We start from the raw sequence: 24,172 nt of genomic DNA on the forward strand, positions 1-24,172 counted from the left end.
GTCGAATCGTCGCACCGCCCCTCCCACAATTTGCTCCTGCGTGTATCAGGGCGGACTGTTTTTCAGGCGCCCCGCTGTATCAATACTGACCACCACCGACAACCCCGGCCGCAGCCGTTCGCTCTCGGCCTGATCCGGGTCGACGGTAATCCGCACCGGCACCCGCTGAGCAATCTTCACAAAATTGCCGGTGGCGTTGTCCGCCTGCAACAGGCTGAACTCCGAACCTGTGGCCGGGGAAATATGCTGCACCGTGCCGTGAAACTTGCGGTGGCTCAGCGCATCCACGGTGAAGGTCACCAGTTGGCCGACCTGCACGTTGTCCATCTGGGTTTCTTTCATGTTCGCGATCACCCACAGTTGCTTCGGCACCAGTGCCATCAACTGCGCGCCGGAATTGACGTAGGCCCCCAGACGCACGCCGATCTGCCCCAGTTGCCCGTCACGCGGCGCGGTAATGCGCGTGTTGGACAGGTCGATGCGCGCCAGCTCCACCGCCGCGTCGGCACTCGCGACCGCCGCTTCCAGGGAGCCGCGATTGACGATCACCGTCTGCAAGTCCTGCCGTGCAATTTCCAGGCTGGCCTGGGCTTGGGCCACCGCTGCAATGGTCTGCGCATTGGCGGCACGGGTCACGTCCAGCTCGCGCCTGGACACCGAACCGTCGCTGATCAGCTCTTCGTTGCGGCGCAAGTCGGCGGTGCTCTTGCGCGCCTGAGCCTGGCTGTCCACCAAGGCCGCCTGGCGCAGCTTGATGGTGGCTTCGGCGCTGTTGCGTTGCTGCACCACATTGGCCAGCGCGGCCTTCTGCACCGCCAACTGTGCCAGGGCCTGGTCCAGGCGCTGCCTGTAGATGCGGTCGTCCAGGCGCACCAGCAGATCACCGGCCTTGACGTACTGGAAGTCCTGCACCGGCACCTCGAACACGTAACCGCTGAGCTGCGGGCCGATGATCGTCACCTGGCCGCGCACCAAGGCGTTTTCGGTGGTTTCCACCGCGCTGCTGAACGGCGGCAGTTGCCAGGCATAGAGCACAATCAATACGCCGACGACGGCAATCGCGGCAAAGCCCAGGGACGAGAGAATACGCACCCGCAGCGAACGCGGCTCGGTGACCGTCGCGCCCGGCGGTGTAGTGCCTTCCGGGGTGGAAGCGATGGCGTTGGTGGTCGTGGTCGTGGGTTCGGTCATGAAGGGGCGCCGCTGGGTTGAACGGGAGTGGTTGCTCGGGTGGTGCTCATCAGCCACAGACTGCGGATAAAGATCCAGGTCATGGTCAGCATCGCGATAATCGCGATCAACATGAAGACATCGTTGTAGGCCATCACGTTCGCCTCACGCGTCGCCGCCGTGGCCAGGCTGCGGATGCCCATGAGGTTGCGCAGTTCCGGGTCGGCGACAATGCCGCCATAGGCCGAGCCACCGCTCTGCACTCGCGCGGCCACACGCGGATCGAGCAGGCTGAGGTGTTCGACGATCATGCTGGAATGATATTTCTCGCGCACAATCTGGAAAGTACCGAGCAAGGCTGCGCCAATCAGCCCGCCGAGGTTCTGGCAGATGCCGAACATCACTGAAAAACTCACCAGGTTGCGCGGGTTGGCCAATACGTTTTTCGTGCCCAGCACCATGGTCGGCCCCAAGAAGAACGTGCCGCCAAAGCCTAGCAGGAACTGGCTGATGTACAGGTTCTGCGGCCGGGTGAGGTTGCTGGAGAAACTGTCCATCACCGAGCCGGTTGCCATCAGCGCCAGGGAAATCACCAGCGGCATCAGCAGATGCGCCGGGTTAATCGTCAACGCGCTGACCACCAAGCCACTGATCGCGCCGGCCAGCATCACCACGTACAGCGTGTGCATCTGCTGGTAGCTCATGTTCAGCATCTGCATGAACCCCACCGCTCCGGTGGATTGCTCGGACAGCACCATGCGGATCAGGATCACCGCCAAGGCCAGGCGAATCATGGTGCCGCTGCCCAGCCAACGGGTCATCAACATCGGGTTGGCGCGGTTATGTTCGATGGCCAGGCCGGCCATGATCAACACCAGCGAACAGGCCGAGGCGACTCCGATCCATGGCGCTTCCAGCCACCAGTCGATACGCCCCAGGGACAGCACCGCGCAGAGCAGCGCGACGCCGCTGGCGAGAATCGCGAAAGTGAGAAAGTCGAGCTTTTCAAAGGTCTTGAAGCGGTCGCCGGGCGGCAATTTGAGCAAGAACACGCAGCCCAGGCAGATCAGCGCCAGGCCCAGTTCGAACAGATACAAACCGCGCCATTCGGCGATTTGCAGCAGGTCTTCAGAGAACAGGCGCGCCAGCGGCAACGCCAATTGCGCCGTGCCCAGGCCCAGCACCAGCGACTTCAAGCGCCACTTCGCCGGGAACGCCTGGATCATGTAGTACAAGCCCAACGAACTCAGCGCCGCCCCCACCATCCCATGCGCCGCGCGCACTGCGATGGCTGAACTGAGATCGTTGACGAACAAATGGCCGAAGGTCACCAGTGCATACAGCACCAGGAACACCTCGGTGAACGCACGCAGGCCGAACTGCTGGCGGAACTTCACCAGCAGCAGGTTCATGCACACGTTGGTCATCACATAGGCGGCGGGCAGCCAGGCCATTTCCGCCGTGGTCGCGCCGAGGGCGCCTTGCAGGTATTGCAGGTTGGCGATCACCAGGGCATTACCCAGGCCGCCGGTGATGGCGACCAGCACACCCACCAGCGCATACAGCCAACGCTTATGCGTGGGGTGCAACGGCGTCGACGGCGAACCCGGCAAGCTCGGACGCTCGTGGGGTTCCCAGGTGTGGGGGGTGTATTTGTCCATTCGATGACCTGGATGAGCCGGCGGGTTGGGTCGCCGGGGGGCTTTACTCAGGGAGTAGTAAACCTGAGTGGAGTTCATCTTGTCATGTTGGGGATGGAATTGAGATCAAAAGCCGGAGCCAGAGCCAGAGCCAGACTGAGGCCGATCTGATGTATGGAGATCAAAATTGTGGGAGGGCTTGCCCCTCCCCCACACTGGATATCATCGGTGTCTAAAGCGCATTCCAAATCAGACCCAACCGAGCCAACTCCAGTAGGTCGCCGCAAACACCAACATCAACCCGTACCCGATCAGCGTCACCAGGATGCCCACCTTGGCAAACTGCCGCGCCGTAAACGTCCCCGTGCCCAGGCACACCATATTCTGCGGCGCATTGATCGGCAGGATAAACCCGTAGCTCATCACAAACCCCAGCAGCATGGTCATCCCCAACCGGCTGAAATCACCGGGCAAGGTCTGCAGCACCGCAATCAATATCGGCAGCAACGCCGAGGTCAAGGCGGTGGCGCTGGCGAACCCCAGGTGAATCACGATCAAAAACGCTGCGAGGATCGCAAACACCCCCAACGGGCCCACCTGATCCAGCCCCGTGTGGGCCACCACCGTAGCCCCCAGCCACTGCCCGGCCTGGGTGGTCAGTAACGCCGTGCCCAGGCTGATGCCCACGCCGAACACAATCACCGTGCCCCACGGAATCCGCGACTGCACGTCCTTCCAGGTCATCACGCCGATGCCCGGCAGCAGCAGGAATACCAACCCGGCGTAGGTGGTCGAGGTGGTGTCGAAATGATGCAGGCGCCCTTCCGTGGCCCAGGCCAGCAGCAGCAACAGCGACACGCTCAGCAGGCGTTTCTGTGGGCCGGTCATGGGGCCGATGTCGATCAGGGACTGCGCCACCGCCTCCTTGCCACCGGGGATGCTGTCGGTTTCCGGGGGCAGCAACTTGAGCACCAGAAACAGCAGCACCGCCGACATGATCAGCGCCCACGGCGCGCCGGCGATCAGCCAGTCGATCCACGACACGCGCTGGCCGAGCATTTTGTCCATGAAGCCCACGGTCAGCAGGTTCTGCGCGGCGGCGGTCTGGATGCCGACGTTCCAGATGCTGGTGCCCTGGGCCACCACGATCATGATCCCGGCGGCGATGTTCGAGCGTTTGTCGACGCCGAACGCGGCGATCACGCCCATCATGATCGGTACCACACAAGCGCTGCGTGCGGTGGCGCTGGGCACCACCAGGCTGAGCAGGATCGTTACCGCAATCGCCCCCAGCAGGATGCGCCGGGTGCTGGTGCCGACGCGGCTCAAGGTAACCAGGGCGATGCGCCGGTCCAGGCCGGTGTGGGTCATCGCGGCGGCGATAAACAACGCGCCCGCCACCAGCGCCAGCGCCGGGTTGGAAAACCCGGTGAGGGCCATGCTGATCGCCGGGCTGCTGCCGATCAGGTGCGCAGGGTCTTGCAGCGACGGCGCGGTGCCAAGCAAAAACGCCATCAGCGAAGTGATCATGATCGCGCTGGCCTCATAGGACACCGCTTCGGTGATCCACACCACCACCGCAAACGCGAGGATCGCCAGCATCCTCTGCCCCGCCACCGGCAAGTCGGCAGGCAGCGGCAACAGCAGCACTCCGGTCATCACCAGCACGGCGACCACCAGGCCCAGGGGTAATTTGAAGGATGCCGCGCTCATGGGGTGCTCCAAGGCTCTAGATCAGGCCTTGAGCATGAGGCAAAGCGCCGCGCCGCGTGTTGACAGGTGTCAATGAGCTAGCCCAATAACTGGCTCAACACCGCCCGCAACTTGCCGGGCTTGACCGGTTTGTTCAACAGCGGCGCATCCAGCCGGCGCAGTGCGCGACGGCACTGGTCGGTGCGGTCGGCGGTGATGATCACCGCCGGGATCTTCTGCGCGAAATGCTCGCGCAACTGCCGCACCACCTGGCAGCCCAGCATTCCGTGGTCCAGGTGATAGTCCGCCAGGATCAGCTCCGGCGCCCTGCCCTGCAACGCCAGCAACGCGCCGGCCTGGTCGGTGGCGATGACCACGTCGCAGCCCCACTGGCCGAGCAAGGCGCGCATGCTTTCGAGGATGCTGGTTTCGTTGTCGATCACCAGCAACCGCCGGCCCGGCAGCGGGTTACCCGTGGTCGGTTGCACCGGCAGTTGGCTGATCGCCGCCGGCATCTCGGCGCTCAGCGGTACTTCGATGCTGAACATCGAGCCACGCCCCGGCCACGAACGCACGGCGATGCAATAGCCGAGCACCTCGGCGATACGCTCGACAATCGCCAGGCCAAGCCCTACACCTTTGCGGTCGGACGCTCGGCCCACGTCCAGTTGGTTGAACTCGAGGAAAATCGCCTCCAGCCGGTCGGCCGCGATGCCGCGCCCGGTGTCCCACACCTCCAGGCGCAGGCAATCACCGCGACGACGTGCGCCGAGCAGGATGCAGCCCTCGTCGGTGTAGCGGCAGGCGTTGCTGAGGAAGTTACGCAGGATGCGTGTGAGCAGGCGCAGGTCGGTACGCACCGCGTAGTGCCCCATGCGCACCCGCAGGTTGAGCCCGGCGGCCTGGGCCACCGATTGAAATTCCGAGACCAGCGGCGCAAACACCTCTTCCAGCCGATACAGGGCCACATCGGGCTTGACCGCCGCCTGGTCCAGTCGCGAGATATCCAGCAAGTCCGTCAGTAAATCCTCCGCGCCCTCCAGGGCCTGGTGGGTACGTTCCACCAGCACCTGTTCGACGCTGGGCAAGCTGCGCTCACGCAACGTGGCGATCAGCAGCCGCGCCGCATTCAGCGGCTGCAGCAGGTCATGGCTGGCGGCGGCGAGGTATTTGTCCTTGCTGCGGTTGGCGGCCTGGGCGGCATCGCGGGCGTCGCGCAGGGCCTGCTCGACCTGTTCGCGCTGGGCGATCTGTTGTTGCAGGTTACGGTTGGCTTCCAGCAGCTCGTCGGTGCGCGCGGCCACGCGCTGCTCCAGTTCATCGTTCAGCCGGATGTAGCGCTTGCGCTCGTCCTCCAACTCATCCAGGCGCGCCGTCAGCTCCGGGTAGTGGCTCTTGCGCGCCGATTGGTCGCCCAGCCCCAGCAGCCCGGCGAGGGCGCGTTGCTGCTCGTCAGAGCGCTTCGCCATACACGACCTCGACGTCACGCTGGCTGGACTCACGGGGGTTGGTGAGGATGCACGGGTCGTCCATCGCATGCTCGGACAAAAACGGTATATCCGCCACACGCACCCCATGCAGGCCGAGGGTTTCGTGGAAGCCGATGGCGTGCTTCAACGCGATCAGGTGTTCCACCAGCCGGCCGCAGATCTGCCGATGGTTGAGGCCGCGGCAGTCGATGCCGAAGGTCTCGGCAATCACCTTGAAGCGCTCGGGCGCCGAGTTGTAGTTGAACGCCACCACATGCTCCACCAACACCGCGTTGCACAGCCCGTGGGGCAGATCGAGAAAGCCGCCGAGGCTGTGGGACATGGCGTGCACCGCGCCGAGGATCGCATTGGAAAACGCCAGGCCCGCCTGCATGCTGCCGAGCATGATTTTTTCCCGCAGGGCGATGTCGCTGGGGTTGGCGATCATCTGCACCAGGTTGCCGTTGATCAGGCGCATGGCTTCCAGCGCATGGGGGTCGGTCAATGGGCCATGGCCGGTGGACACGAACGCCTCGATGGCATGCACCAGCGCATCAATGCCGGTACAGGCCGACAGGAACGGGTCCATGCTGGCCGTGGTCTCCGGGTCGATCAGCGACACGTCCGGCACCACCGCCTTGCTGACGATGGAAAACTTCATGCGTTCCTGCTGGTTGGAAATGATCACGAACTGCGACACATCCGCCGAAGTGCCGGCGGTGGTGGGGATAAGGATCAGCGGGGGGCTCGGCACGCGGATGGTGTCCACCCCTTCGAATTCAAGGATGCTGCGCCCGTGGGCGACGACAATGCCGATGGCCTTGGCGCAGTCCATGGGGCTGCCGCCGCCGATGGCCACGATCACGTCGCAATGGTTTTCGCGATACACCTCGGCGCCGAGCATCACTTCTTCGACACGGGGGTTGGGCGACACGGCGCTGTACAGGCAATAGTCGATGCCGATGGCGTGCAGGCTGGCTTGCACATCCGCCACCCAGCCGGCGGCGATCACGCCGGGGTCGCTGACCACCAGCACCTTGCGCGCGCCGAAGGTCTTGGCGTAATTGCCGACGTTATGCCGGCAACCGGCACCGAAGATGATTTCAGGCGAGACGAATTTACGCAGGAGGCTCAGATTGGGGCTCATTGGAAAGCCTGTTGTTATTATTTTGGAAGATGCGCTCCACACTAACCGATCCGGCTGCGAATGCAATCAGACCAAAGAGGCATCCTCCGTGCAGTGCCCGCGATCAGCGGCTGGCGAAGTACATGGTCACTTCGAAGCCGATACGCAGGTCGGTGTAGGTCGGTTTAGTCCACATGGGGGTAGTCCTCTTGTTGTGCCGGAGGGTTCCGGTAGAGGCATTAATGCATGAGCGGATGAGGGAGCGAATGCTACTTTCGAAGGAGTGAATGCACTGCATTAGTCGCGAATGTACATAGAACAAAATGTGGGAGGGGCTTGCGCCCTCCCACAGGGGACCGCGTTGTAATCAAGGGATCAGAAGAACCCCAGCGGATTGATGTCGTAGCTCACCAGCAGGTTCTTGGTCTGCTGGTAATGATCCAGCATCATCTTGTGGTTCTCACGCCCCACCCCCGACTTCTTGTACCCGCCAAACGCCGCGTGGGCCGGGTACAGGTGGTAGCAGTTGGTCCACACGCGCCCGGCCTTGATCGCCCGGCCCATGCGGTAGGCGCGGTTGATATCGCGGGTCCACAAACCGGCACCCAGGCCGAACTCGCTGTCGTTGGCAATCGCCAGGGCCTCGGCTTCGTCCTTGAAGGTGGTGATGCCCACCACCGGGCCGAAGATTTCTTCCTGGAACACACGCATCTTGTTGTGCCCCTTGAGCAGGGTCGGCTGGATGTAATAACCGCTGGCCAGGTCGCCGTCCAAACGCTCGGCCGCGCCGCCGGTGAGCAGCTCGGCGCCCTCTTCCTGGGCGATCTTGAGGTAAGAGAGGATCTTGTCGTATTGCTGCTCGGACGCCTGGGCGCCGACCATGGTCTCGGTGTCCAGCGGGTTGCCGCGCTTGATCTTGACGATCTTCTTCATCACCACTTTCATGAAGTCGTCGTAGATCGACTCCTGCACCAGCGCCCGCGACGGGCAGGTGCACACTTCGCCCTGGTTGAAGAACGCCAGCACCAGGCCTTCGGCGGCTTTTTCGATGAATGCAGGCTCCGCCCGCATGATGTCTTCGAAGAAGATGTTCGGCGACTTGCCGCCCAGCTCCACGGTCGACGGGATCAGGTTCTCGGCGGCCGCATGCATGATGTGCGCGCCGATCGGGGTCGAGCCGGTAAATGCGATCTTGGCGATGCGCTTGCTGGTGGCCAAGGCCTCCCCCGCTTCGCGGCCAAAGCCCTGGACGATGTTCAGCACGCCCGGTGGCAGCAGGTCATTGATCAGTTCGGCAAACACCATGATCGACAGCGGCGTCTGCTCGGCCGGCTTGAGCACGATGCAGTTACCGGCGGCCAGGGCCGGCGCGAGTTTCCAGGCGGCCATCAACAGCGGGAAGTTCCACGGGATGATCTGCCCGACCACGCCCAGCGGCTCATGGAAGTGGTAGGCGGCGGTGTGTTCGTTGATCTCGGCGGCGCCGCCTTCCTGGGCGCGGATGCAGCCGGCGAAGTAGCGAAAGTGGTCGGCGGCCAGCGGCACGTCGGCGTTGAGGGTTTCGCGCACGGCCTTGCCGTTGTCCCAGCTTTCGGTCACGGCCAGCACTTCGAGGTGTTGCTCGATGCGGTCGGCAATTTTCAGCAGCACCAGGGAACGGTCCTGGGGCGAGGTCTTGCCCCAGGCATCGGCGGCGGCGTGGGCGGCATCCAGGGCCTTATCGATATCGGCGGCGTTGGAGCGCGGGAACTCGGCGATCGCTTCACCGGTGACCGGCGAGGTGTTGGTGAAGTATTCGCCGCTGAGCGGTGCAACGAACTCGCCGCCGATGAAATTGCCGTAGCGCGACTTGAAGCTGACGATAGCGCCAGGGGTGCCAGGTTGTGCGTAGATCATGTTGAAGCCTCTGTCTGGGTCCGGGCCTGTCGGTCAACAGGCGATGACCCGATAGTAAAGAGCCCCCGCTGCCGGGCGAATGCGCCGTTGGCAGGGGGGTAACAGTCATTTGGTCGTAGATTCAGTGTTTGGCGACCAGCTCTTTGGGCAGCTTGAAGGTCCAGAGCATGCCGCCCTGGTTGAAGTCCTTGATGCGCTTGGCTACTTCGCCGCCCCACAACGGCACCGCGCCGCCCCAGCCGGAGAGCACCGACACATACTGTTCGCCGTCCATTTCCCAGGTGACGGGCGAGCCGAGCACGCCGGAACCGGTCTGGAATTCCCAGACTTTTTCGCCGGTCTTGGCGTTGAACGCCTGCAAGAAACCTTCCGGCGTGCCGGTAAACACCAGGTTGCCCTTGGTGGTCAGCACGCCACCCCACAGCGGCGCGAAGTTCTTGTGGCGCCAGACTTCCTTGCCGGTCTTGGGGTCGATGGCGCGCAGCACGCCGATGTAGTCTTCGTTCAGTGGCTTGATGGTGAAGCCCGCGCCCAGGAACGCCGCGCCTTTCTTATAGGCGATGCCTTCGTTCCAGATGTCCATGCCCCACTCGTTGGACGGCACATAGAACAGCCCGGTGTCGCGGTTGTAGGCCATCGGCATCCAGTTTTTCGCGCCAAGGAACGCCGGCGCGACGAACACCGAAGTGCCCTTGGTTTCGCTGCCCGGCGCGCCGGGACGGCTGGCTTCGTTGTAGATCGGCCGGCCGTCCTTGTCCAAACCGGTGGCCCAGGTGATCTTGTCGACAAACGGGAAACCACGGATGAACTTGCCGTTGGTGCGGTCGAGCACATAGAAGAAACCATTACGGTCGGCGGTGGCCGCCGCTTTGATTTCCTTGCCGCCTTCGCTGTAGTTGAAGGAGACCAGCTCGTTCACGCCGTCATAGTCCCAACCGTCGTGGGGCGTGCTCTGGAAATGCCACTTGATCGTGCCGTCGTCCGGGTTCAGCGCCAGGCGCGAGGAGGAATAGAGGTTATCGCCGGGGCGCAGGTGCGAGTTCCACGGGGCCGGGTTGCCGGTGCCGAACAGCAGCAGGTTGGTTTCCGGGTCGTAGTAGCCGCCCAGCCAAGGGGCCGCACCGCCGGTCTTCCACAGGTCGCCGGGCCAGGTCTTGCCCGCCTCGCCACCGGAGATACCGTTTTCCACCGCCTTGCCGTCCTTGTAGACGTAGCCCATATGGCCTTCGACGGTCGGACGGCTCCACAACAGGTCGCCGTTTTTCGGGTCATAGGCTTCAATCTTGCCCACTACACCGAACTCGCCCCCGGCCACGCCAGTGATCAGTTTGCCGTTGATCACCAAGGGCGCGGCGCTGATCGAGTAGCCTTCCTTGTGGTCGGCGACCTTCTTGCTCCACACCACTTTGCCGGTGTCTTTGTTCAGGGCCACCAGCTTGGCGTCGAGGGTGCCGAAGAACACCAGGTCGCCATACAGCGCCACGCCCCGGTTGATCACGTCACAGCACGGACGGATGTCATCGGGCAGGCGCGCATCGTATTGCCAGAGCTTCTTGCCGGTGCGCGCGTCCACCGCAAACACCCGCGAGTAGGAACCGGTGAGGTACATCACCCCGTCCTTGACCATGGGCTGTGCCTGCTGCCCACGCTGTTTCTCGCCGCCAAACGAAAACGCCCAGACCGGGCGCAGGTCCTTGACGTTGTCGACGTTCAGGCTGTCGAGCGGGCTGTAGCGCTGGCCCTGCACGCCCAGGCCATTGGTGACGATCTGCCCGGGGTTTTTCGGGTCCTGGAGGATGTCCTCATCGGTGACCGAGGCCATGGCCTGGCCGGATAACAGGATGGCACCGAGCAACACACTCAAGGCGAAGGGTTGGCGACGTGCGGGTTGGGTCATGACGGCTACCTCTGCGGTTTTTTGTTATACCCGGGAAATTTTCCCGGTCTGGTGCCGATTCTTGGGCGCTGGGGGCATTGTCACAATTGACCGCAGTATCGAGATTGCTAGTTCCTTAGTAGCGGGTATCCAGCCGCTGCATCTGCGCGCGCTCGTAGCGCGGGTACAGGTGGCTGACACTGCGGATCAGTTCGTAGCGGCTCAGGCTGATCGCGGCGAAACGCGCGGGGATGGGGCTGCGGATCATCTCGGCCATGTCGCTGCCATGGGCGGCGCCGTCGCGCAGCAGTTGGTCGAGCCAGGTGAGGTAGTCGCGCATCTGCACGAAAGGCTGGGCGTCGCTGGCCACCGGGCCATGGCCGGGCACGACCAGGGTCCAGGGCAAGGCTTGCAGGGTGTCGAGATCGGCCAGCCATGCCGCCAGCCCTGGACTATTGGGGGTGGTGAGGGCGCGCTGATAGAACACCAGGTCACCGGTAAACAGCACGCCGGTGCTCGGGTCGAGAATCGCCAGGTCGGCGCCGGTGTGGCCGGTGAGTGCGAGCAAGCGCAGGTCGTGGCCGCCCACGCTGAGCACGCCGGGTGTCAGCACCTGGGTGGGCAACACCACTTCGGTGCCACGCATCCAGTCGCCGACCATGCGGTAGAGGTTTTCCGCCATGCCGTCGCCCTGCTCGCGCAGCAGCCGCGTAGTGTCGGCCAGGGCGCCGATGGGCACGTCCTTGAAGGCCTGGTTGCCCAGCGCGTGGTCGGGGTGATGGTGGGTGATCAACACCTGGACCACCGGTTTGGCCGTTACCTTGGCGATCGCCTGGCGCAGGGCTTCGCCGTAGCGCCGTGACGGGCCGGTGTCGATCACCACCACGCCGGCTTCGGTGACGATAAAAGCGGTGTTGACGATATTGCCGCCGTTGGCCTTGGCGAAGTTGTCGGTGCTGCCTTCGAGCAGCCAGGTATCGTCGGCGATCAACCGTGGCTGGAGGGCGTAGTCGAGGTCCGCCAGGACGGGCAGGCTCAGGCCCAGGCACAGCAAGAGGATCCAGCGCATGCCGCGCTCCTTCTGGTCAGGGGATGGCGGCGTCGAACTGGTTGCCGCTGTTGTCACGCAGCACCAGGCGGGTGGGCCCTGGAGCATCGATATCGAAGGCCAGGTTGGGGTTTTCGCTGACCGCCGGGAACAGCTCCAGCTCGGCCAGCACCTGATCGTCCTGGCCACGCAGTTGCGCATGGTTGATAAAAAATTCCGGAATGCCGCTGACCATGCCGTTGTCCATCGGGTGAGCCACCTGGACCCGCACCCGGCTGAATTCGCCACGCGGGTAACGGCCGCCGAGCACTTCGCCGATATGCTCCTCCCACCCGGGTTGGGTGCGCACCACGCTGGGTGCGGTGCAGCCACCACCGGCGGCGTCGATCAGGGTAGAACCGACGTGCCACAGCCCATCCTCGGTGAGCACCGCCGCGCGCAACGGCGTGGCCTGTTCGATGCGGATGCGGATCGACAGCCAGGGCAACACACCGGCCTTGGGTTGGAAGTCGACGATTTTCGGCAATGGGTTGAGTTCGGCCCAGGCGAGGATTTTCACCACCTGCCCTTTGAACGCACGGGCGTCGATTTCCAGCGGCACCTGGCGCGCATCTTCGGCGAAGGGTGGCGCCAACAGCTTGACCCGCTCATCGAACACAAACGGCGCATCCGCCAGGAACTGCTTGTGGTAGAAGGCCCACATCACCGACGGCACCGGGTCGACTTCCACGGCGTGAGCCGCCAGCGGCAGCCAGCAAGCCAGGATGCAGCTCAATCGCCAGTTCATCGCCTGCTCCTATTGATACATCTGCGGCACTTCGTACTGCAGGCCGTAACGGGCATAGATCGCTTGCACCGCACCGTCGCGGATCAGGCCTTCCAGCGCCTCCTCTACCGCATAGGCCAACTGGCGATTGCTCTCATGCACCGCCATGCCGATCTCCCAGCGCTGCTTGCCCATATTGGGGTAGGCGTTTTGCGCCAGGGCCAGTTGCGGGTCGTGGGCCTCGTGCACCTGCCAGTCGATTTCACCGCGCATGGCCATCACCGCGTCGACCTCGCCGGCCTTCATCGCCGCAAAGGCCTGGGGCACGTCGGGGTAGTGGCGGGTCTTGCCGGCGAGCATGCCGTTGAACACCGAGGTGAGGTAGAACGACGGCACGCTGTCGACTTCGACGCCAATCGGGTGCTGCTCGAACACCGCCACGCTGGCGACCTTGTCCAGCCGTCGACGGTCGTAGGCCACCTGCCATTGTTCGTTCTGGTACGGCCCGAACATCACCACATGGCCGTTTTCCAGTTCGCCCTGGTCATTACGCTTTTGCGCATAGGCGTGGTCGTAGGGGGCACGCATCATCAGGTCGGCCAATTGCTGGTTGTGCAACGGGCTGCCGCGCCAGATGTAGTCGCGCAGGTCGTCGTCGAGCTTCTCGCCAGCCGGCGCCCAGATCAGTGTGAGCTGCACCCCCAGCGCCTTGGCCAAGGCCTGGGCCAGCTCCACGTCGACACCCCGTGGGGTGCCGCCGTCCTGGAAGCTGTAGGGGGCAAAATCCTTATAGACCGCCACCTTGATCTCACCGGCGGCGATCATCTGGTCGTAGCTGCGCACCTGCGCCTGTGCCGTCTGGCAACACAGCAGGGCCAGGCCAAGCACATACGCGAACAGGCGCATGGCTTACTCCTCGACGCGCACGGAGTCCAGATAGGTACGCACCGCCCACAAGGCTTCCTGGCTCAGGTAGTCGGCCATTTTCGGCATGTACACCCGGCCGTCGCGCACGGCGCCATGGCGCACGCGCTCGACAAACCACTCATCGCCGGCCTCGCCCGCATCCAGCATGCGCAGGTCCGGGGCGATACCGCCGGACTTGGCTTCCAGGCCGTGGCAGGCGGCGCAGTTCTGGTTGTAGGCGGACGAGCCGATTTCCACTGCCTTGTCATGTTCCGGCGAGGTGCGGTACGGGTTCACCGCCGCCCAGCCATCGGCGTCCACCGGTACTCCGGCGTCCTTGACCGAGGTCAGGCCCTTGGTTTCCACCGCTTGCGGAACGACGTTGCCATGGGCCCAGGCGGAGCCGGCACCGATCGCACCCACCAACAGGCCAGCCACGAGCCAGGCATTGTGTTTTGTTGTCATTATTTTGCCCTCAGGATTGCACGCAAAACCTCATTGCAGAGGCTATGGCAACCATCTTAGAAAGCCCTGGGCATGGCCCGTATGCTGCTTTGGTGGCCGCCCTCTCCTCCCTTGGTAGTAGGGCTTGTGGGGCACGCCTAAAACAGCGGCGGTCCGGGAAGTCTTCCCGGCCACAGCGGGACTTTTTCCGTATCCGCCCAATGCCGCGCGCTCCACCCTGTGCAGGCCAAAACCTCCACTGGGAACTGCAACCATGACAATAAGATCGCTACCCGCCCTTTCACCGTTGAGCCTTGCCCTGCAGGCCTTGCTGCTGGTCGGCAGCCTGTCGTTGAGTGCGACAAGCTTCGCCGCCGCCGAACCGACCCTTTCTACTCAAAAACCGACGCGCAACGTCACCTGGGAAGACATCGCCAACGACCACCTGACGACCAAGGACGTGCTGCAATACGGCATGGGCACCAACGCCCAGCGCTGGAGCCCGCTGGCCCAGGTCAACGACAAGAACGTGTTCAAGCTCACCCCGGCCTGGTCCTATTCGTTCGGCGACGAGAAGCAGCGCGGCCAGGAATCCCAGGCCATCGTCAGCGACGGCGTGGTCTATGTCACCGGTTCCTACTCCCGCGTGTTTGCCCTCGACGCCAAGACCGGCAAGCGCCTGTGGACCTACAACCACCGCTTGCCCGACAACATTCGCCCGTGCTGTGACGTGGTCAACCGCGGCGCGGCGATCTTCGGCGACAAGATCTACTTCGGCACTCTCGACGCGCGCCTGATCGCCCTCGACAAAAACACCGGCAAAGTGGTGTGGAACAAGAAATTCGGCGACCACGCCGCCGGCTACACCATGACCGGCGCGCCGGTACTGATCAAAGACAAAGTCAGCGGCAAGGTGTTGCTGATCCACGGCAGCTCCGGCGATGAATTCGGCGTGGTCGGCCAACTGTATGCGCGCGACCCGGACACCGGCGAAGAAGTGTGGATGCGCCCTTTCGTGGAGGGCCATATGGGCCGTCTGAACGGCAAGGACAGCACGCCGACCGGCGACGTAAAAGCACCGTCGTGGCCGGACGACCCGACCACCGAAACCGGCAAGGTCGAGGCCTGGAGCCATGGCGGTGGCGCGCCCTGGCAGAGCGCGAGTTTCGATGCCGAGACCAACACTATTATCGTCGGCGCCGGCAACCCCGGCCCGTGGAACACCTGGGCGCGCACCGCCAAGGACGGCAACCCCCACGACTTCGACAGCCTCTACACCTCCGGCCAAGTGGGTGTCGACCCGAGCACCGGCGAAGTGAAGTGGTTCTACCAGCACACCCCGAACGACGCCTGGGACTTCTCCGGCAACAACGAACTGGTGCTGTTCGACTACAAGGGCAAGGACGGCAAAGTGGTCAAGGCCACCGGCCACGCCGACCGCAACGGTTTCTTCTACGTGGTCGACCGCAACAACGGCAAGCTGCAGAACGCCTTCCCGTTCGTGGACAACATCACCTGGGCCAGCCATATCGACCTGAAGACCGGTCGCCCCGTGGAAAACCCCGGCCAGCGCCCGGCCAAGCCATTGCCGGGTGAAACCAAGGGCAAGCCGGTGGAAGTCTCGCCGCCGTTCCTGGGGGGCAAGAACTGGAACCCCATGGCCTACAGCCAGGACACCGGGCTGTTCTACATCCCGGGCAACCAGTGGAAAGAGGAATACTGGACCGAAGAGGTCAACTACAAGAAGGGCTCGGCGTACCTGGGCATGGGCTTTCGCATCAAGCGCATGTATGACGACCACGTCGGCACCCTGCGGGCGATGAACCCGACCACCGGCAAGGTGGTGTGGGAGCACAAGGAAGCCTTGCCGCTGTGGGCCGGCGTGCTGGCGACCAAGGGCAACCTGGTGTTCACCGGCACCGGCGATGGTTTCTTCAAGGCTTTCGACGCGAAAACCGGCAAGGAACTGTGGAAGTTCCAGACCGGCAGCGGCATCGTCTCGCCGCCGATCACCTGGGAGCAGGATGGCGAGCAGTATGTCGGCGTGACCGTCGGCTATGGCGGCGCGGTGCCGCTGTGGGGTGGCGACATGGCCGAGCTGACCAAACCGGTGGCGCAAGGCGGGTCGTTCTGGGTGTTCAAGATTCCGAGCTGGGATCAGAAAACCGCCCAAAAATAGCTCTGGATCATGCGGAGCGGCTTTTGTGGCGAGGGAGCTTGCTCCCTCGCCACAGGTATCACAGAGATCTCACGATGAACTACCTGCCCTTGTTACTCCTGCTCTCCCTGCCCCTGGCGCACGCCGACGATGGCGACGACGCCCCGCTGATCATCAACGGCTGCACCATCGCCGAACACAGCCAATGCCCCGGCGCCAACCTCAAGGACGCCAACCTGCGCAACCAGAACCTCGGCAAGATGAACCTGGCCGGCGCCGACCTGCGCGGAGCTGACCTGCGCCACGCCAACCTCGACCTGGCCAACCTGGAAAAAGCCCAGCTGCAAGGCGCCAACCTCACCCGCGCCAGCCTGCAACAAAGCAACCTGCGCCTGGCCGACTTCACCGGCGCCACGTTGATGGCGGTGCAAGGCTGGGGCCTGTTTGCCCAGGGCGCGCAGTTTGAAAACGCCAACCTCAGCGCGGCGTACCTGCAATTTGCGCGGCTGTCGGGAGCGAAGATGCACAAGGTCAACCTGCGTGCGGCGGATCTGGAAATGACGTGGTTGAGCAAGGCGGATTTGCAGGGGGCCGACCTGAGTGATGCGAATTTGCAGGAGGCCAAGTTTGGTGAGAGCAACCTGGAAAATGCGAAGCTCACCGGCAGTCGCCAGCACTATGCGAACTTTCAGGACGCCAATATGGAAGGCTGCATGGACTGCCCCACCACCTGGGACCGTTAGCACACCGCCATTCAAATGAAAGAGGGGGCTTGCTCCCGATAGCAGTACATCAGTTGCCGATACGTCAACTGACCCACCGCTATCGGGAGCAAGCCCCCTCCCACAGGCGTTACGCACTGGCCCGCCTATCCAGCCACCCGCACCACCCCCATGTCGATCCCCAAATGCACCAACTCAGCATGGGAACTCACCTGCAACTTGCTCTTGAGCAGGGTCAGGTGGTTGGACACGGTCTTGCTGCTGATATTCAGCCGGTCGGCAATCGCTCGGGTAGGCGTGCCCCTGGCCAGCATCAGGAAAATTTCCAACTCCCGCGGCGTCATGCCCTGCAAGCGTTGATCGCTGGGCGTATAGGCCAGTTCGGTAGCCAGCGCCTGTTCGATGTAGGCGTGGCCGTCGAGGATGCGCCGCACCGCTTCAATCAACACCTCAGGCGCCGAGCTTTTGGTCAGGTAGCCTGAGGCCCCTGCGTCCAGAGCCTGGCGTACCAGCGGCAATTCGTCGTGCATGCTGAAAAACAGCACACGCAACTGCGGCAGGCGCTGGCGCAGGCGGCGGGTGGTTTCCAGGCCACTGATGCCCGGCAGGCCGAAGTCCATGATCACCAGGTTCGGCACCGCTTCCTGTACTCGGCTCAAGGCCTCTTCGCCACTGGCCGCCTCGCGCACCTCGATAGCCGGCAGCAATGCGCGCAACAGGCTGGCGTAGCCCTGGCGCACCACCGCATGGTCATCCACCAACAGAATATTCATGTGGCCTCCAACGGCATGTTCACTGCCAACGCCCAGCCGGCGCCGGGGTGGCTGAGGATCTTCAATTCGCCGCCCAGGCAGCGCGCGCGCTCAGCCATGGAATACAGGCCCACGCCCGGACGCTGGGGCGTCTGTGCACCGCGCCCGTTATCGCGCACCCACAGGCGCAGACGCGAACCGCGATGCTGCAGGCGCACGTGCACCTGGCTGGCGTTGGCATGCCGCAGGATGTTGGTCAGGGCTTCCTGGAGCAGGCGATACAGGTGGGTCTTGCTGGCGCCGGATAACGTCGGCAAGTCGCTACTGACCTGCAACCGGCACGGGATGCCGTGGCTGGCCTGCCACTGCGTGACCAGCATGGCGAACGCCTCGGCCATCGGCAGGTGTTGCAGGGCCACCGGGTAAAGGTCGTGGACCAGCGCGCGGAACCCTTGCTGCAACTGTTCGCAGTGTTCCTCCAGCTGCCCTACCGTGCGCGTAAGCACCTGAGGCTGATCGGCCACCAGGCGCAACAGGCACGCCTGGGCGCGGATACCGGCCAGGTACTGGCCGAGGTCGTCGTGCAGGGTCTGGGCCAAGTGGGTACGTTCCTGTTCCTGCACCGCCAGCAAGGTTTGGGTAAGTTGGGTGTTGTCGGTGCGCGCCTGTTCCAGGGCGTCAGTCATGCGGTTGAAGTGCAGTGCCAGTTGCCGCGCTTCCGGCGAGCCATGCGTGTGCAAGCGCACATTGAGCCGGCCGGCGCACACCTGTTGCAGGGCGCGCAGCAGTTCGTCCAGCACGCCCATGCCACGGCGCACCGCCCAGCGGATGGTCAACAGGCTCAGCGCCAGCGCCATGACGCACAGGCCCAGCAGTTGCTGCAGGGAGTCCCAGACCTCGTCGATTTCATCCCGTGGGTCGACCGCGATGGCGACGCGCCGACCGTCCGGCAAGTCCAGCACCTGGGCCGTGCGCCGGGCCTCGACGAACAATAGGCGCCCGAGCCAGGCATCCAGGCCCTGCGCCGTGGGCGTGCGCACGGTCTCGCCCGGCTTGAGCCAGTGCACGCGCACATGGCGCAGGCTGGCGGTGAGTTTGGGTTGCAGGCTGGCGGGGTCGCGCGCGGCGGTCTCGCTCAGGTAGTGCACCACCGCTTCGGCCGACTGCAACTCGCGCTCCACGTCCGCCAGCGCCTGGTGCAACAACAGCGCGGTGCAGGCGCAGGTGACCAGGACGAAGAAGCCGCACACCCACAGGTTGATCCGCCACAAGGCCGACAAGACGCGCATGCTGGTGTCACTCCTGTGAAAAGGGCCTCTGGTGTTCCATGCTAAAACCGCACGGTGCGCGTGGGGCTACTACCTTGGTACTGGCCCGGCGGTACTTTCTGCATATTTGCAGCGCCCCCAAGGCTTCCTATGCTGGCGCTACCTGTCATGGAGTGCCTTATGCGCCAGCTCGCCCCTTATGCCGTGGTCTGCCTGATGGCGATCGCCTGGGCCACCACCGGCCAGGCCGCCGAGACGCCGTTGCAGGTGCAGATCGGCTACCTGGGCTATCGACCTGACCCTGGGCCGCTGCTGTCGAATGTGATTGCCGAACCCGCCGATGCCGGGCAACGCGGCGCCGAACTGGCGATCATCGACAGCAACAGCACCGGCGCCTTTCTCAATCAACGCTACAGCCTGGCCACCGCCACGGTGGACACGGCCGACGCGCTGCTCGCCGCCGCCAAGGCCCAACACGACCAGGGCCTGCGCCTGTTCGTGGTGAACGCCCCCGCCGCCAGCCTGCGCCAACTCAGCGCCGCCCTGCCCGACAGCCTGCTGTTCAACGCCGGCAGCCCCGACGACAGCCTGCGCAGCACCGACTGCCTGAACAATGTGCTGCATACCTTGCCCAGCCGCGCGATGCTCGCCGATGCCCTGGCGCAGTTTCTGGTGCTGCGCAAATGGCAAAAGGCGCTGCTGATCGTCGGCCCCACCGACGATGACCACGCCTATGCCGCCGCCCTGCGCCGCGCCGCCAGACGCTTCGGTGTGCAACTGGTGGCGGAAAAATCCTGGCGTTTCGATAACGACCAACGCCGCAGCGCCCAGGCGGATATGCCACTGTTCACCCAGACCGCCGAATACGATGTGGTGCTGGTGGCCGACGAACGCGGCGACTTCGGCGAGTACGTGCCCTATCAAACCTGGTACCCGCGTCCCGTCGCCGGGACCCAGGGCCTGACGCCCACCGGCTGGCACAAAACCGTCGAGACCTACGGCGCGGCCCAATTGCAAAAACGCTTCGAGGCCCTGGCCGGGCGCTGGATGAACGACCGCGACTTCGCCGCCTGGATGGCCGTGCGCAGCGTCGCCAGCGCGGTGAGCCGGTTGCGCCAGGCCGATGCCATGGCGATCCGCCAACTGGCGCTCAGCGAACACCTGCCGCTGGACGGCTTCAAGGGCCGCAAGCTCAGCTACCGCCCCTGGAACGGCGAGCTGCGCCAACCGATACCCCTCGTACAACCGCGCGCCCTGGTCAGCACCTCACCCCAGGACGGTTTCCTGCACCCCACCAATGAAATGGACAGCCTGGGCTACGACAAGCCCGAGGTGACTTGCCGCTTTCCCTGATCGCCGTCCCACAATAATAAGGAATCCGCCATGCGCCGCACCCTGCTCTCATGCGCCCTGCTGCTCGCCGCCGGGCACGCGGTGGCCAGCACCGCCTGGGTCTCCAACGAGAAAGACAACAGCCTGAGCCTGATCGACCTGCAGACCCTGCAAGTCACCGACACGCTCAAGGTCGGCCAGCGCCCGCGGGGCCTGCTGCTGTCCCATGACAACAAGCTGCTGTACATCTGCGCCAGCGACTCGGACCGCGTGCAGGTGATGGACGTGGCCACGCGCAAGATCATCAAGGAACTGCCCTCCGGCAAAGACCCCGAGCAGTTTGCCCTGCACCCCAATAATCGCTGGCTGTATGTGTCCAACGAAGACGATGCGCTGGTCACGGTGATCGACACCGAGACCGCCAAGGTGCTCGGCCAGATCAACGTCGGCGTCGAGCCCGAGGGCATGGCGGTGAGCCCGGACGGCAAGTGGGCGGTGAACACCAGCGAAACCACGAACATGCTGCACTGGATCGACACCAGCACCCAGACCCTGGCCGACAGCACCCTGGTGGACCAGCGCCCACGCTTTGTCGAGTTCAACCACGACGGCTCGCAGCTGTGGGCGTCGGCGGAAATCGGCGGCACCGTGACCATTCTCGACGTGGCCAGCCGCGCGGTCCTCAAGACCCTGACGTTCGCCATCAAAGGCGTGCACCCGGACAAGGTGCAGCCGGTAGGCATCAAGCTCAGCGCCGACGGCAAATACGGTTTTGTCGCCCTCGGCCCGGCCAACCATGTGGCGGTGATCGATGCCAAGACGTTCGAGATCCTCGACTACCTGCTGGTGGGCCGCCGCGTGTGGCAGATGGCGTTTACCCCGGACCAGAAACAACTGCTGGCCACCAACGGCGTGAGCGGTGACGTGTCGGTGATCGACGTGGACAGCCTCAAGGTGATCAAGTCGGTGAAAGTCGGGCGCTACCCCTGGGGCGTGGTGGTGACGCCATGAGTGCCCTGGAGGTCAGTGCGCTGAGTTTCGCCTACGGCTCGCGCGAGGCCTTGAGCGCGGTGAGTTTCAGCCTGGCCGCGGGACAGTTTGCGGCATTGCTGGGGCCCAACGGCGCGGGTAAATCGACATTGATTGCCCTGCTGACCCGCCTGTATGACCTGCAGACCGGCGATATCCGCGTGGGCGGGCATTCCTTGCGCGAGGCACCGCGTGCCGCCCTCCCCCAACTGGGCGTGGTGTTCCAGCAAAGCACCCTGGACCTGGACTTGAGCGTGGAACAGAACCTGCGCTACCACGCCGCGCTGCACGGCTTGTCGCGGCGCCGGACCGACGCACGGGTCGAGGCCGAACTGGCGCGCCAGGGCCTCACCGAGCGGCGACGCGAGAAGGTTCGCGAACTCAACGGCGGGCACCGTCGGCGCGTGGAAATTGCCCGGGCGTTGCTGCATGAGCCGCGCGTGCTGCTGCTCGACGAAGCCAGCGTCGGCCTCGACCCCGCCAGCCGCCTGGCCCTGAACCAGCATGTGCGCAGCCTGTGCGCCGAACACGGCATCAGTGTGCTGTGGACCACTCACCTGCTCGATGAAGTGCAGGCCGAGGACGTCTTGATGATTCTGCACCAGGGCCGCCTGGTAGCCAGCGGGCAAGTCGCCCTGCTCACACAGCAACAGGGCAGCGACCTGGGCAGCCTGTTCGCCCGGCTGACCCGTCCCAACGCCACGGGGGCCGCGGCATGAGCGCTTATTGGCAATGCCTGCGCGGCATCGTGCTGCGTGAATGGCTGCGCTTTGTGTTGCAGCGCACGCGGTTTCTCAGCGCCCTGGTGCGCCCGCTGCTGTGGCTGGTGGTGTTTGCCGCCGGGTTCCGCGCGGCCCTGGGTATCTCGGTGATCGAGCCCTACGACACCTACATCCCCTACGAGGTCTACATCATCCCCGGCCTGGCCTGCATGATCTTGCTGTTCAATGGCATGCAAGGTTCGCTGTCGATGGTCTACGACCGCGAGATGGGCAGCATGCGCGTGCTGTTGACCAGCCCGTTGCCGCGTACGTTTTTGCTGTGCGGCAAACTCTTGGCCACAGCGTTGATCTCGTTGTTGCAGGTGTACGGCTTCCTGGCGATTGCCTGGGTGTATGGCGTGCAACCGCCGGCCATGGGGCTGTTGCTCGCCCTGCCCGCGTTGCTGCTGGTGGCGTTGATGCTCAGTGCCCTGGGCTTGTTGCTGTCGAACGCGATTCGCCAATTGGAAAACTTCGCCGGGGTGATGAACTTCGTGATCTTCCCGTTGTTTTTCCTGTCTTCGGCGCTGTACCCGCTGTGGAAGATGCGCGACTCCAGCGAGTGGTTGTACTGGCTGTGCGCGATCAACCCGTTTACCCATGCGGTGGAGCTGGTGCGCTTTGCCCTGTATGAGCGCTTCGCCGGGCTGGCACTGGCGGTGTGCCTGGGGCTGACCGTGCTGTTCACGCTGTTGGCGGTGCTGACCTTCAACCCCCAGCACGCGGCGCTGCGCAAAAAAGGTTGAGGGCGGCAAAACTACTACTTTAGTACTGGTTTTGCTGTCTATCGTCGCATTCCCAAGGCAGCGCGACTCACGTGTAATGGCGGCATAACGATAAGGACTACACCGTCATGCTGCCTTCACGACTGCCCCTGTTGGCGTTGCTGTGCCTGCTCTGCGTCAACGCTCAGGCCGACACCCCGCTGTTTTCCATCGACGGCTATCGCATCGGCCTGTACCGCAGCCCCACGCCCGACCACCTGCCGGGCGCCACGATTGTCGACACCCCTGCCCTGCAAACCCTGCTCAACCAAACGCCGCCACCGGTGCTGATCGACGTGTACCGCCGCCAGTGGCTGCAAGGTCGCTTCATCGAAGACCAACCCCACGCCAACCTGCCCGGCAGCCACTGGCTGGCCAACACCGGCGATGGCAACCTCACGCCCGAGTGGCAAGGCTACTTCATGCGCCACCTGTACAGGCTCACCGGCGGCAACCTCGCACGCCCGCTGGTGTTCTACTGCCGCTCCGATTGCTGGCTGAGTTGGAACGCGGTAAAACGTGCCGCCAACCTGGGCTATACCTCTGTGTATTGGTATCGCGATGGGTTGGACGCGTGGGAAGCGGCAAAGCTGCCGGTGACGGCTGCGACACCCGAGCCTTTTCAATAAAAACCCACAACAAGAAGGTGAACGGCCATGTACAAAATCCTGATAGCCGACGATCACCCGCTGTTTCGCGAGGCGATCCACAACGTCATCAGCGACGGCTTCCCCGGCAGCGAGGTGATGGAAACCGCCGACCTGGACAGCGCCCTTGTCCTGACCCAGGAACACGATGACCTCGATTTGATCCTGCTGGACCTGAACATGCCCGGCATGCACGGCCTCAACGGTTTGATCAACCTGCGCAACGAGGCACCGACCATCCCGGTGGTGATCGTCTCGGCCGAGCAGGACAAGCAGATCGTGCTGCAAGCCATCACCTATGGCGCGGTGGGCTTTATCACCAAGTCCTCGCCACGCGTGCAAATGACCGAGGCGATCCAGCAGATTCTCAACGGCAATGTGTACTTGCCGCCCGACATCATCCGCACCCAGAAAACCGGCACCCACAGGCGCCTCAACGAAAACCCGGGCTTTGCCCCTGAACTGTTGCAGGCCCTGACGCGCAAGCAGTTGCTGGTGCTGGAGCGCATGACCAAGGGCGAGTCGAACAAGCAGATCGCGTACACCCTGGAAATTGCCGAGACCACGGTGAAGGCCCATGTGTCGGCGATCCTGCGCAAGCTGAATGTGCATAACCGCGTGCAGGCGATATTGAGTGCCGGAGATATCGATTTCGGCTCGTACCTGCGCCGCTAAGCCCACAGCAACAACACCGCTCAAATGTGGG

The 24,172-nt window shown here is 63.9% G+C and carries 22 protein-coding genes; 8 read left to right on the top strand and 14 right to left on the bottom strand.

The features are described 5' to 3' along the window. Window positions 1-45: 45 nt before the first annotated feature. The 12 genes from PSH66_RS19025 to pedF form a co-directional block, all read right to left on the bottom strand. Entirely contained in the window at window positions 46-1,191 is a 1,146-nt protein-coding gene (locus tag PSH66_RS19025; protein ID WP_305427443.1) for an HlyD family secretion protein, read from the bottom strand. Then, entirely contained in the window at window positions 1,188-2,831 is a 1,644-nt protein-coding gene (locus PSH66_RS19030; RefSeq protein ID WP_003174850.1) for an MFS transporter, read from the bottom strand. Before PSH66_RS19030 ends, PSH66_RS19025 begins: the two co-directional genes overlap by 4 nt. A 228-nt stretch (window positions 2,832-3,059) precedes the next feature. Next, complete coding sequence (locus PSH66_RS19035; RefSeq protein WP_003174851.1) at window positions 3,060-4,523, bottom strand: DASS family sodium-coupled anion symporter; 1,464 nt, start codon at window positions 4,521-4,523, stop codon at window positions 3,060-3,062. Window positions 4,524-4,600: 77 nt separating this feature from the next. Next, window positions 4,601-5,971 carry a hybrid sensor histidine kinase/response regulator gene (locus tag PSH66_RS19040; protein WP_305427444.1) on the bottom strand — a complete coding sequence of 457 codons (1,371 nt, stop codon included), beginning with the start codon at window positions 5,969-5,971 and terminating at the stop codon, window positions 4,601-4,603. Next, window positions 5,955-7,118 (bottom strand): alcohol dehydrogenase-like regulatory protein ErcA, encoded by a 1,164-nt coding sequence (gene ercA / locus PSH66_RS19045; RefSeq protein WP_042944966.1) that lies wholly within the window; start codon window positions 7,116-7,118, stop codon window positions 5,955-5,957. The genes PSH66_RS19040 and ercA overlap by 17 nt, the downstream gene beginning before the upstream one ends. 103 nt (window positions 7,119-7,221) lie before the next feature. Then, window positions 7,222-7,293, bottom strand: coding sequence for a pyrroloquinoline quinone precursor peptide PqqA (pqqA, locus tag PSH66_RS19050; RefSeq protein WP_074750225.1), 72 nt, complete (start codon window positions 7,291-7,293; stop codon window positions 7,222-7,224). 179 nt (window positions 7,294-7,472) lie between these two features. Further along, the gene (locus PSH66_RS19055) at window positions 7,473-8,993 is read right to left on the bottom strand and encodes an aldehyde dehydrogenase family protein (protein WP_003174854.1); all 1,521 of its coding nucleotides are present in this window, start codon (window positions 8,991-8,993) and stop codon (window positions 7,473-7,475) included. Between the two features lie 121 nt (window positions 8,994-9,114). Beyond that, window positions 9,115-10,890: a PQQ-dependent methanol/ethanol family dehydrogenase gene (locus PSH66_RS19060; RefSeq protein WP_003174855.1), complete on the bottom strand. Its 1,776-nt coding sequence runs from the start codon at window positions 10,888-10,890 to the stop codon at window positions 9,115-9,117. Between the two features lie 115 nt (window positions 10,891-11,005). Continuing rightward, complete coding sequence (locus tag PSH66_RS19065) at window positions 11,006-11,938, bottom strand: quinoprotein relay system zinc metallohydrolase 1 (RefSeq protein WP_141063131.1); 933 nt, start codon at window positions 11,936-11,938, stop codon at window positions 11,006-11,008. 16 nt (window positions 11,939-11,954) lie between these two features. Then, window positions 11,955-12,704: a quinoprotein dehydrogenase-associated SoxYZ-like carrier gene (locus PSH66_RS19070; RefSeq protein ID WP_003174857.1), complete on the bottom strand. Its 750-nt coding sequence runs from the start codon at window positions 12,702-12,704 to the stop codon at window positions 11,955-11,957. A 9-nt stretch (window positions 12,705-12,713) separates the two neighbouring features. Continuing rightward, complete coding sequence (locus tag PSH66_RS19075; RefSeq protein ID WP_305427445.1) at window positions 12,714-13,589, bottom strand: ABC transporter substrate-binding protein; 876 nt, start codon at window positions 13,587-13,589, stop codon at window positions 12,714-12,716. A gap of 3 nt (window positions 13,590-13,592) precedes the next feature. Further along, on the bottom strand, window positions 13,593-14,054 hold the full coding sequence (pedF, locus tag PSH66_RS19080) for a cytochrome c-550 PedF (protein ID WP_003174859.1): 462 nt from the start codon (window positions 14,052-14,054) through the stop codon (window positions 13,593-13,595). 253 nt (window positions 14,055-14,307) lie between these two features. On the opposite strand from pedF, the gene exaA reads away from it, so the two are divergent. After that, window positions 14,308-16,212, top strand: coding sequence for a quinoprotein ethanol dehydrogenase (gene exaA, locus PSH66_RS19085; protein WP_305427446.1), 1,905 nt, complete (start codon window positions 14,308-14,310; stop codon window positions 16,210-16,212). Window positions 16,213-16,286: 74 nt separating this feature from the next. After that, on the top strand, window positions 16,287-16,934 hold the full coding sequence (locus PSH66_RS19090; protein ID WP_003174861.1) for a pentapeptide repeat-containing protein: 648 nt from the start codon (window positions 16,287-16,289) through the stop codon (window positions 16,932-16,934). A 125-nt stretch (window positions 16,935-17,059) separates the two neighbouring features. Here PSH66_RS19090 and PSH66_RS19095 read toward each other — a convergent pair whose 3' ends face one another. Both PSH66_RS19095 and PSH66_RS19100 read right to left on the bottom strand, forming a co-directional pair. Continuing rightward, entirely contained in the window at window positions 17,060-17,686 is a 627-nt protein-coding gene (locus PSH66_RS19095) for a response regulator transcription factor (protein ID WP_003174862.1), read from the bottom strand. After that, the gene (locus PSH66_RS19100; protein WP_305429632.1) at window positions 17,683-18,945 is read right to left on the bottom strand and encodes a histidine kinase; all 1,263 of its coding nucleotides are present in this window, start codon (window positions 18,943-18,945) and stop codon (window positions 17,683-17,685) included. Before PSH66_RS19100 ends, PSH66_RS19095 begins: the two co-directional genes overlap by 4 nt. Window positions 18,946-19,113: 168 nt before the next feature. Between PSH66_RS19100 and PSH66_RS19105 the strand changes: the two genes are divergently transcribed. The 6 genes from PSH66_RS19105 to PSH66_RS19130 all read left to right on the top strand — a co-directional run bounded on the left by PSH66_RS19105 (window position 19,114) and on the right by PSH66_RS19130 (window position 24,141). Next, a complete protein-coding gene (locus tag PSH66_RS19105) occupies window positions 19,114-20,286 on the top strand; it encodes an ABC transporter substrate-binding protein (protein ID WP_305427447.1) in 1,173 nt (390 codons plus the stop codon). Window positions 20,287-20,316: 30 nt separating this feature from the next. Continuing rightward, complete coding sequence (locus PSH66_RS19110; protein ID WP_003174865.1) at window positions 20,317-21,276, top strand: YVTN family beta-propeller repeat protein; 960 nt, start codon at window positions 20,317-20,319, stop codon at window positions 21,274-21,276. Continuing rightward, a complete protein-coding gene (locus PSH66_RS19115) occupies window positions 21,273-22,013 on the top strand; it encodes an ABC transporter ATP-binding protein (RefSeq protein ID WP_305427448.1) in 741 nt (246 codons plus the stop codon). Before PSH66_RS19110 ends, PSH66_RS19115 begins: the two co-directional genes overlap by 4 nt. Continuing rightward, complete coding sequence (locus tag PSH66_RS19120) at window positions 22,010-22,801, top strand: ABC transporter permease (RefSeq protein ID WP_003174867.1); 792 nt, start codon at window positions 22,010-22,012, stop codon at window positions 22,799-22,801. Before PSH66_RS19115 ends, PSH66_RS19120 begins: the two co-directional genes overlap by 4 nt. A 107-nt stretch (window positions 22,802-22,908) precedes the next feature. Further along, window positions 22,909-23,448 (top strand): PQQ-dependent catabolism-associated CXXCW motif protein, encoded by a 540-nt coding sequence (locus PSH66_RS19125; protein ID WP_305427449.1) that lies wholly within the window; start codon window positions 22,909-22,911, stop codon window positions 23,446-23,448. Between the two features lie 27 nt (window positions 23,449-23,475). Next, the gene (locus PSH66_RS19130) at window positions 23,476-24,141 is read left to right on the top strand and encodes a response regulator transcription factor (protein WP_003174869.1); all 666 of its coding nucleotides are present in this window, start codon (window positions 23,476-23,478) and stop codon (window positions 24,139-24,141) included. Window positions 24,142-24,172 lie beyond the last annotated feature (31 nt).

Source organism: Pseudomonas sp. FP597, from assembly GCF_030687435.1.
GTDB classification, from domain to species: domain Bacteria; phylum Pseudomonadota; class Gammaproteobacteria; order Pseudomonadales; family Pseudomonadaceae; genus Aquipseudomonas; species Aquipseudomonas lactucae.

Coding starts and splice junctions, on each gene's coding strand:
- PSH66_RS19025 (WP_305427443.1), bottom strand. CDS start 1,191: ATGACCGAACCCACGACCACGACCACCAACGCCATCGCTTCCACCCCG.
- PSH66_RS19030 (WP_003174850.1), bottom strand. CDS start 2,831: ATGGACAAATACACCCCCCACACCTGGGAACCCCACGAGCGTCCGAGC.
- PSH66_RS19035 (WP_003174851.1), bottom strand. CDS start 4,523: ATGAGCGCGGCATCCTTCAAATTACCCCTGGGCCTGGTGGTCGCCGTG.
- PSH66_RS19040 (WP_305427444.1), bottom strand. CDS start 5,971: ATGGCGAAGCGCTCTGACGAGCAGCAACGCGCCCTCGCCGGGCTGCTG.
- ercA (WP_042944966.1), bottom strand. CDS start 7,118: ATGAGCCCCAATCTGAGCCTCCTGCGTAAATTCGTCTCGCCTGAAATC.
- PSH66_RS19055 (WP_003174854.1), bottom strand. CDS start 8,993: ATGATCTACGCACAACCTGGCACCCCTGGCGCTATCGTCAGCTTCAAG.
- PSH66_RS19060 (WP_003174855.1), bottom strand. CDS start 10,890: ATGACCCAACCCGCACGTCGCCAACCCTTCGCCTTGAGTGTGTTGCTC.
- PSH66_RS19065 (WP_141063131.1), bottom strand. CDS start 11,938: ATGCGCTGGATCCTCTTGCTGTGCCTGGGCCTGAGCCTGCCCGTCCTG.
- PSH66_RS19070 (WP_003174857.1), bottom strand. CDS start 12,704: ATGAACTGGCGATTGAGCTGCATCCTGGCTTGCTGGCTGCCGCTGGCG.
- PSH66_RS19075 (WP_305427445.1), bottom strand. CDS start 13,589: ATGCGCCTGTTCGCGTATGTGCTTGGCCTGGCCCTGCTGTGTTGCCAG.
- pedF (WP_003174859.1), bottom strand. CDS start 14,054: ATGACAACAAAACACAATGCCTGGCTCGTGGCTGGCCTGTTGGTGGGT.
- exaA (WP_305427446.1), top strand. CDS start 14,308: ATGACAATAAGATCGCTACCCGCCCTTTCACCGTTGAGCCTTGCCCTG.
- PSH66_RS19090 (WP_003174861.1), top strand. CDS start 16,287: ATGAACTACCTGCCCTTGTTACTCCTGCTCTCCCTGCCCCTGGCGCAC.
- PSH66_RS19095 (WP_003174862.1), bottom strand. CDS start 17,686: ATGAATATTCTGTTGGTGGATGACCATGCGGTGGTGCGCCAGGGCTAC.
- PSH66_RS19105 (WP_305427447.1), top strand. CDS start 19,114: ATGCGCCAGCTCGCCCCTTATGCCGTGGTCTGCCTGATGGCGATCGCC.
- PSH66_RS19110 (WP_003174865.1), top strand. CDS start 20,317: ATGCGCCGCACCCTGCTCTCATGCGCCCTGCTGCTCGCCGCCGGGCAC.
- PSH66_RS19115 (WP_305427448.1), top strand. CDS start 21,273: ATGAGTGCCCTGGAGGTCAGTGCGCTGAGTTTCGCCTACGGCTCGCGC.
- PSH66_RS19120 (WP_003174867.1), top strand. CDS start 22,010: ATGAGCGCTTATTGGCAATGCCTGCGCGGCATCGTGCTGCGTGAATGG.
- PSH66_RS19125 (WP_305427449.1), top strand. CDS start 22,909: ATGCTGCCTTCACGACTGCCCCTGTTGGCGTTGCTGTGCCTGCTCTGC.
- PSH66_RS19130 (WP_003174869.1), top strand. CDS start 23,476: ATGTACAAAATCCTGATAGCCGACGATCACCCGCTGTTTCGCGAGGCG.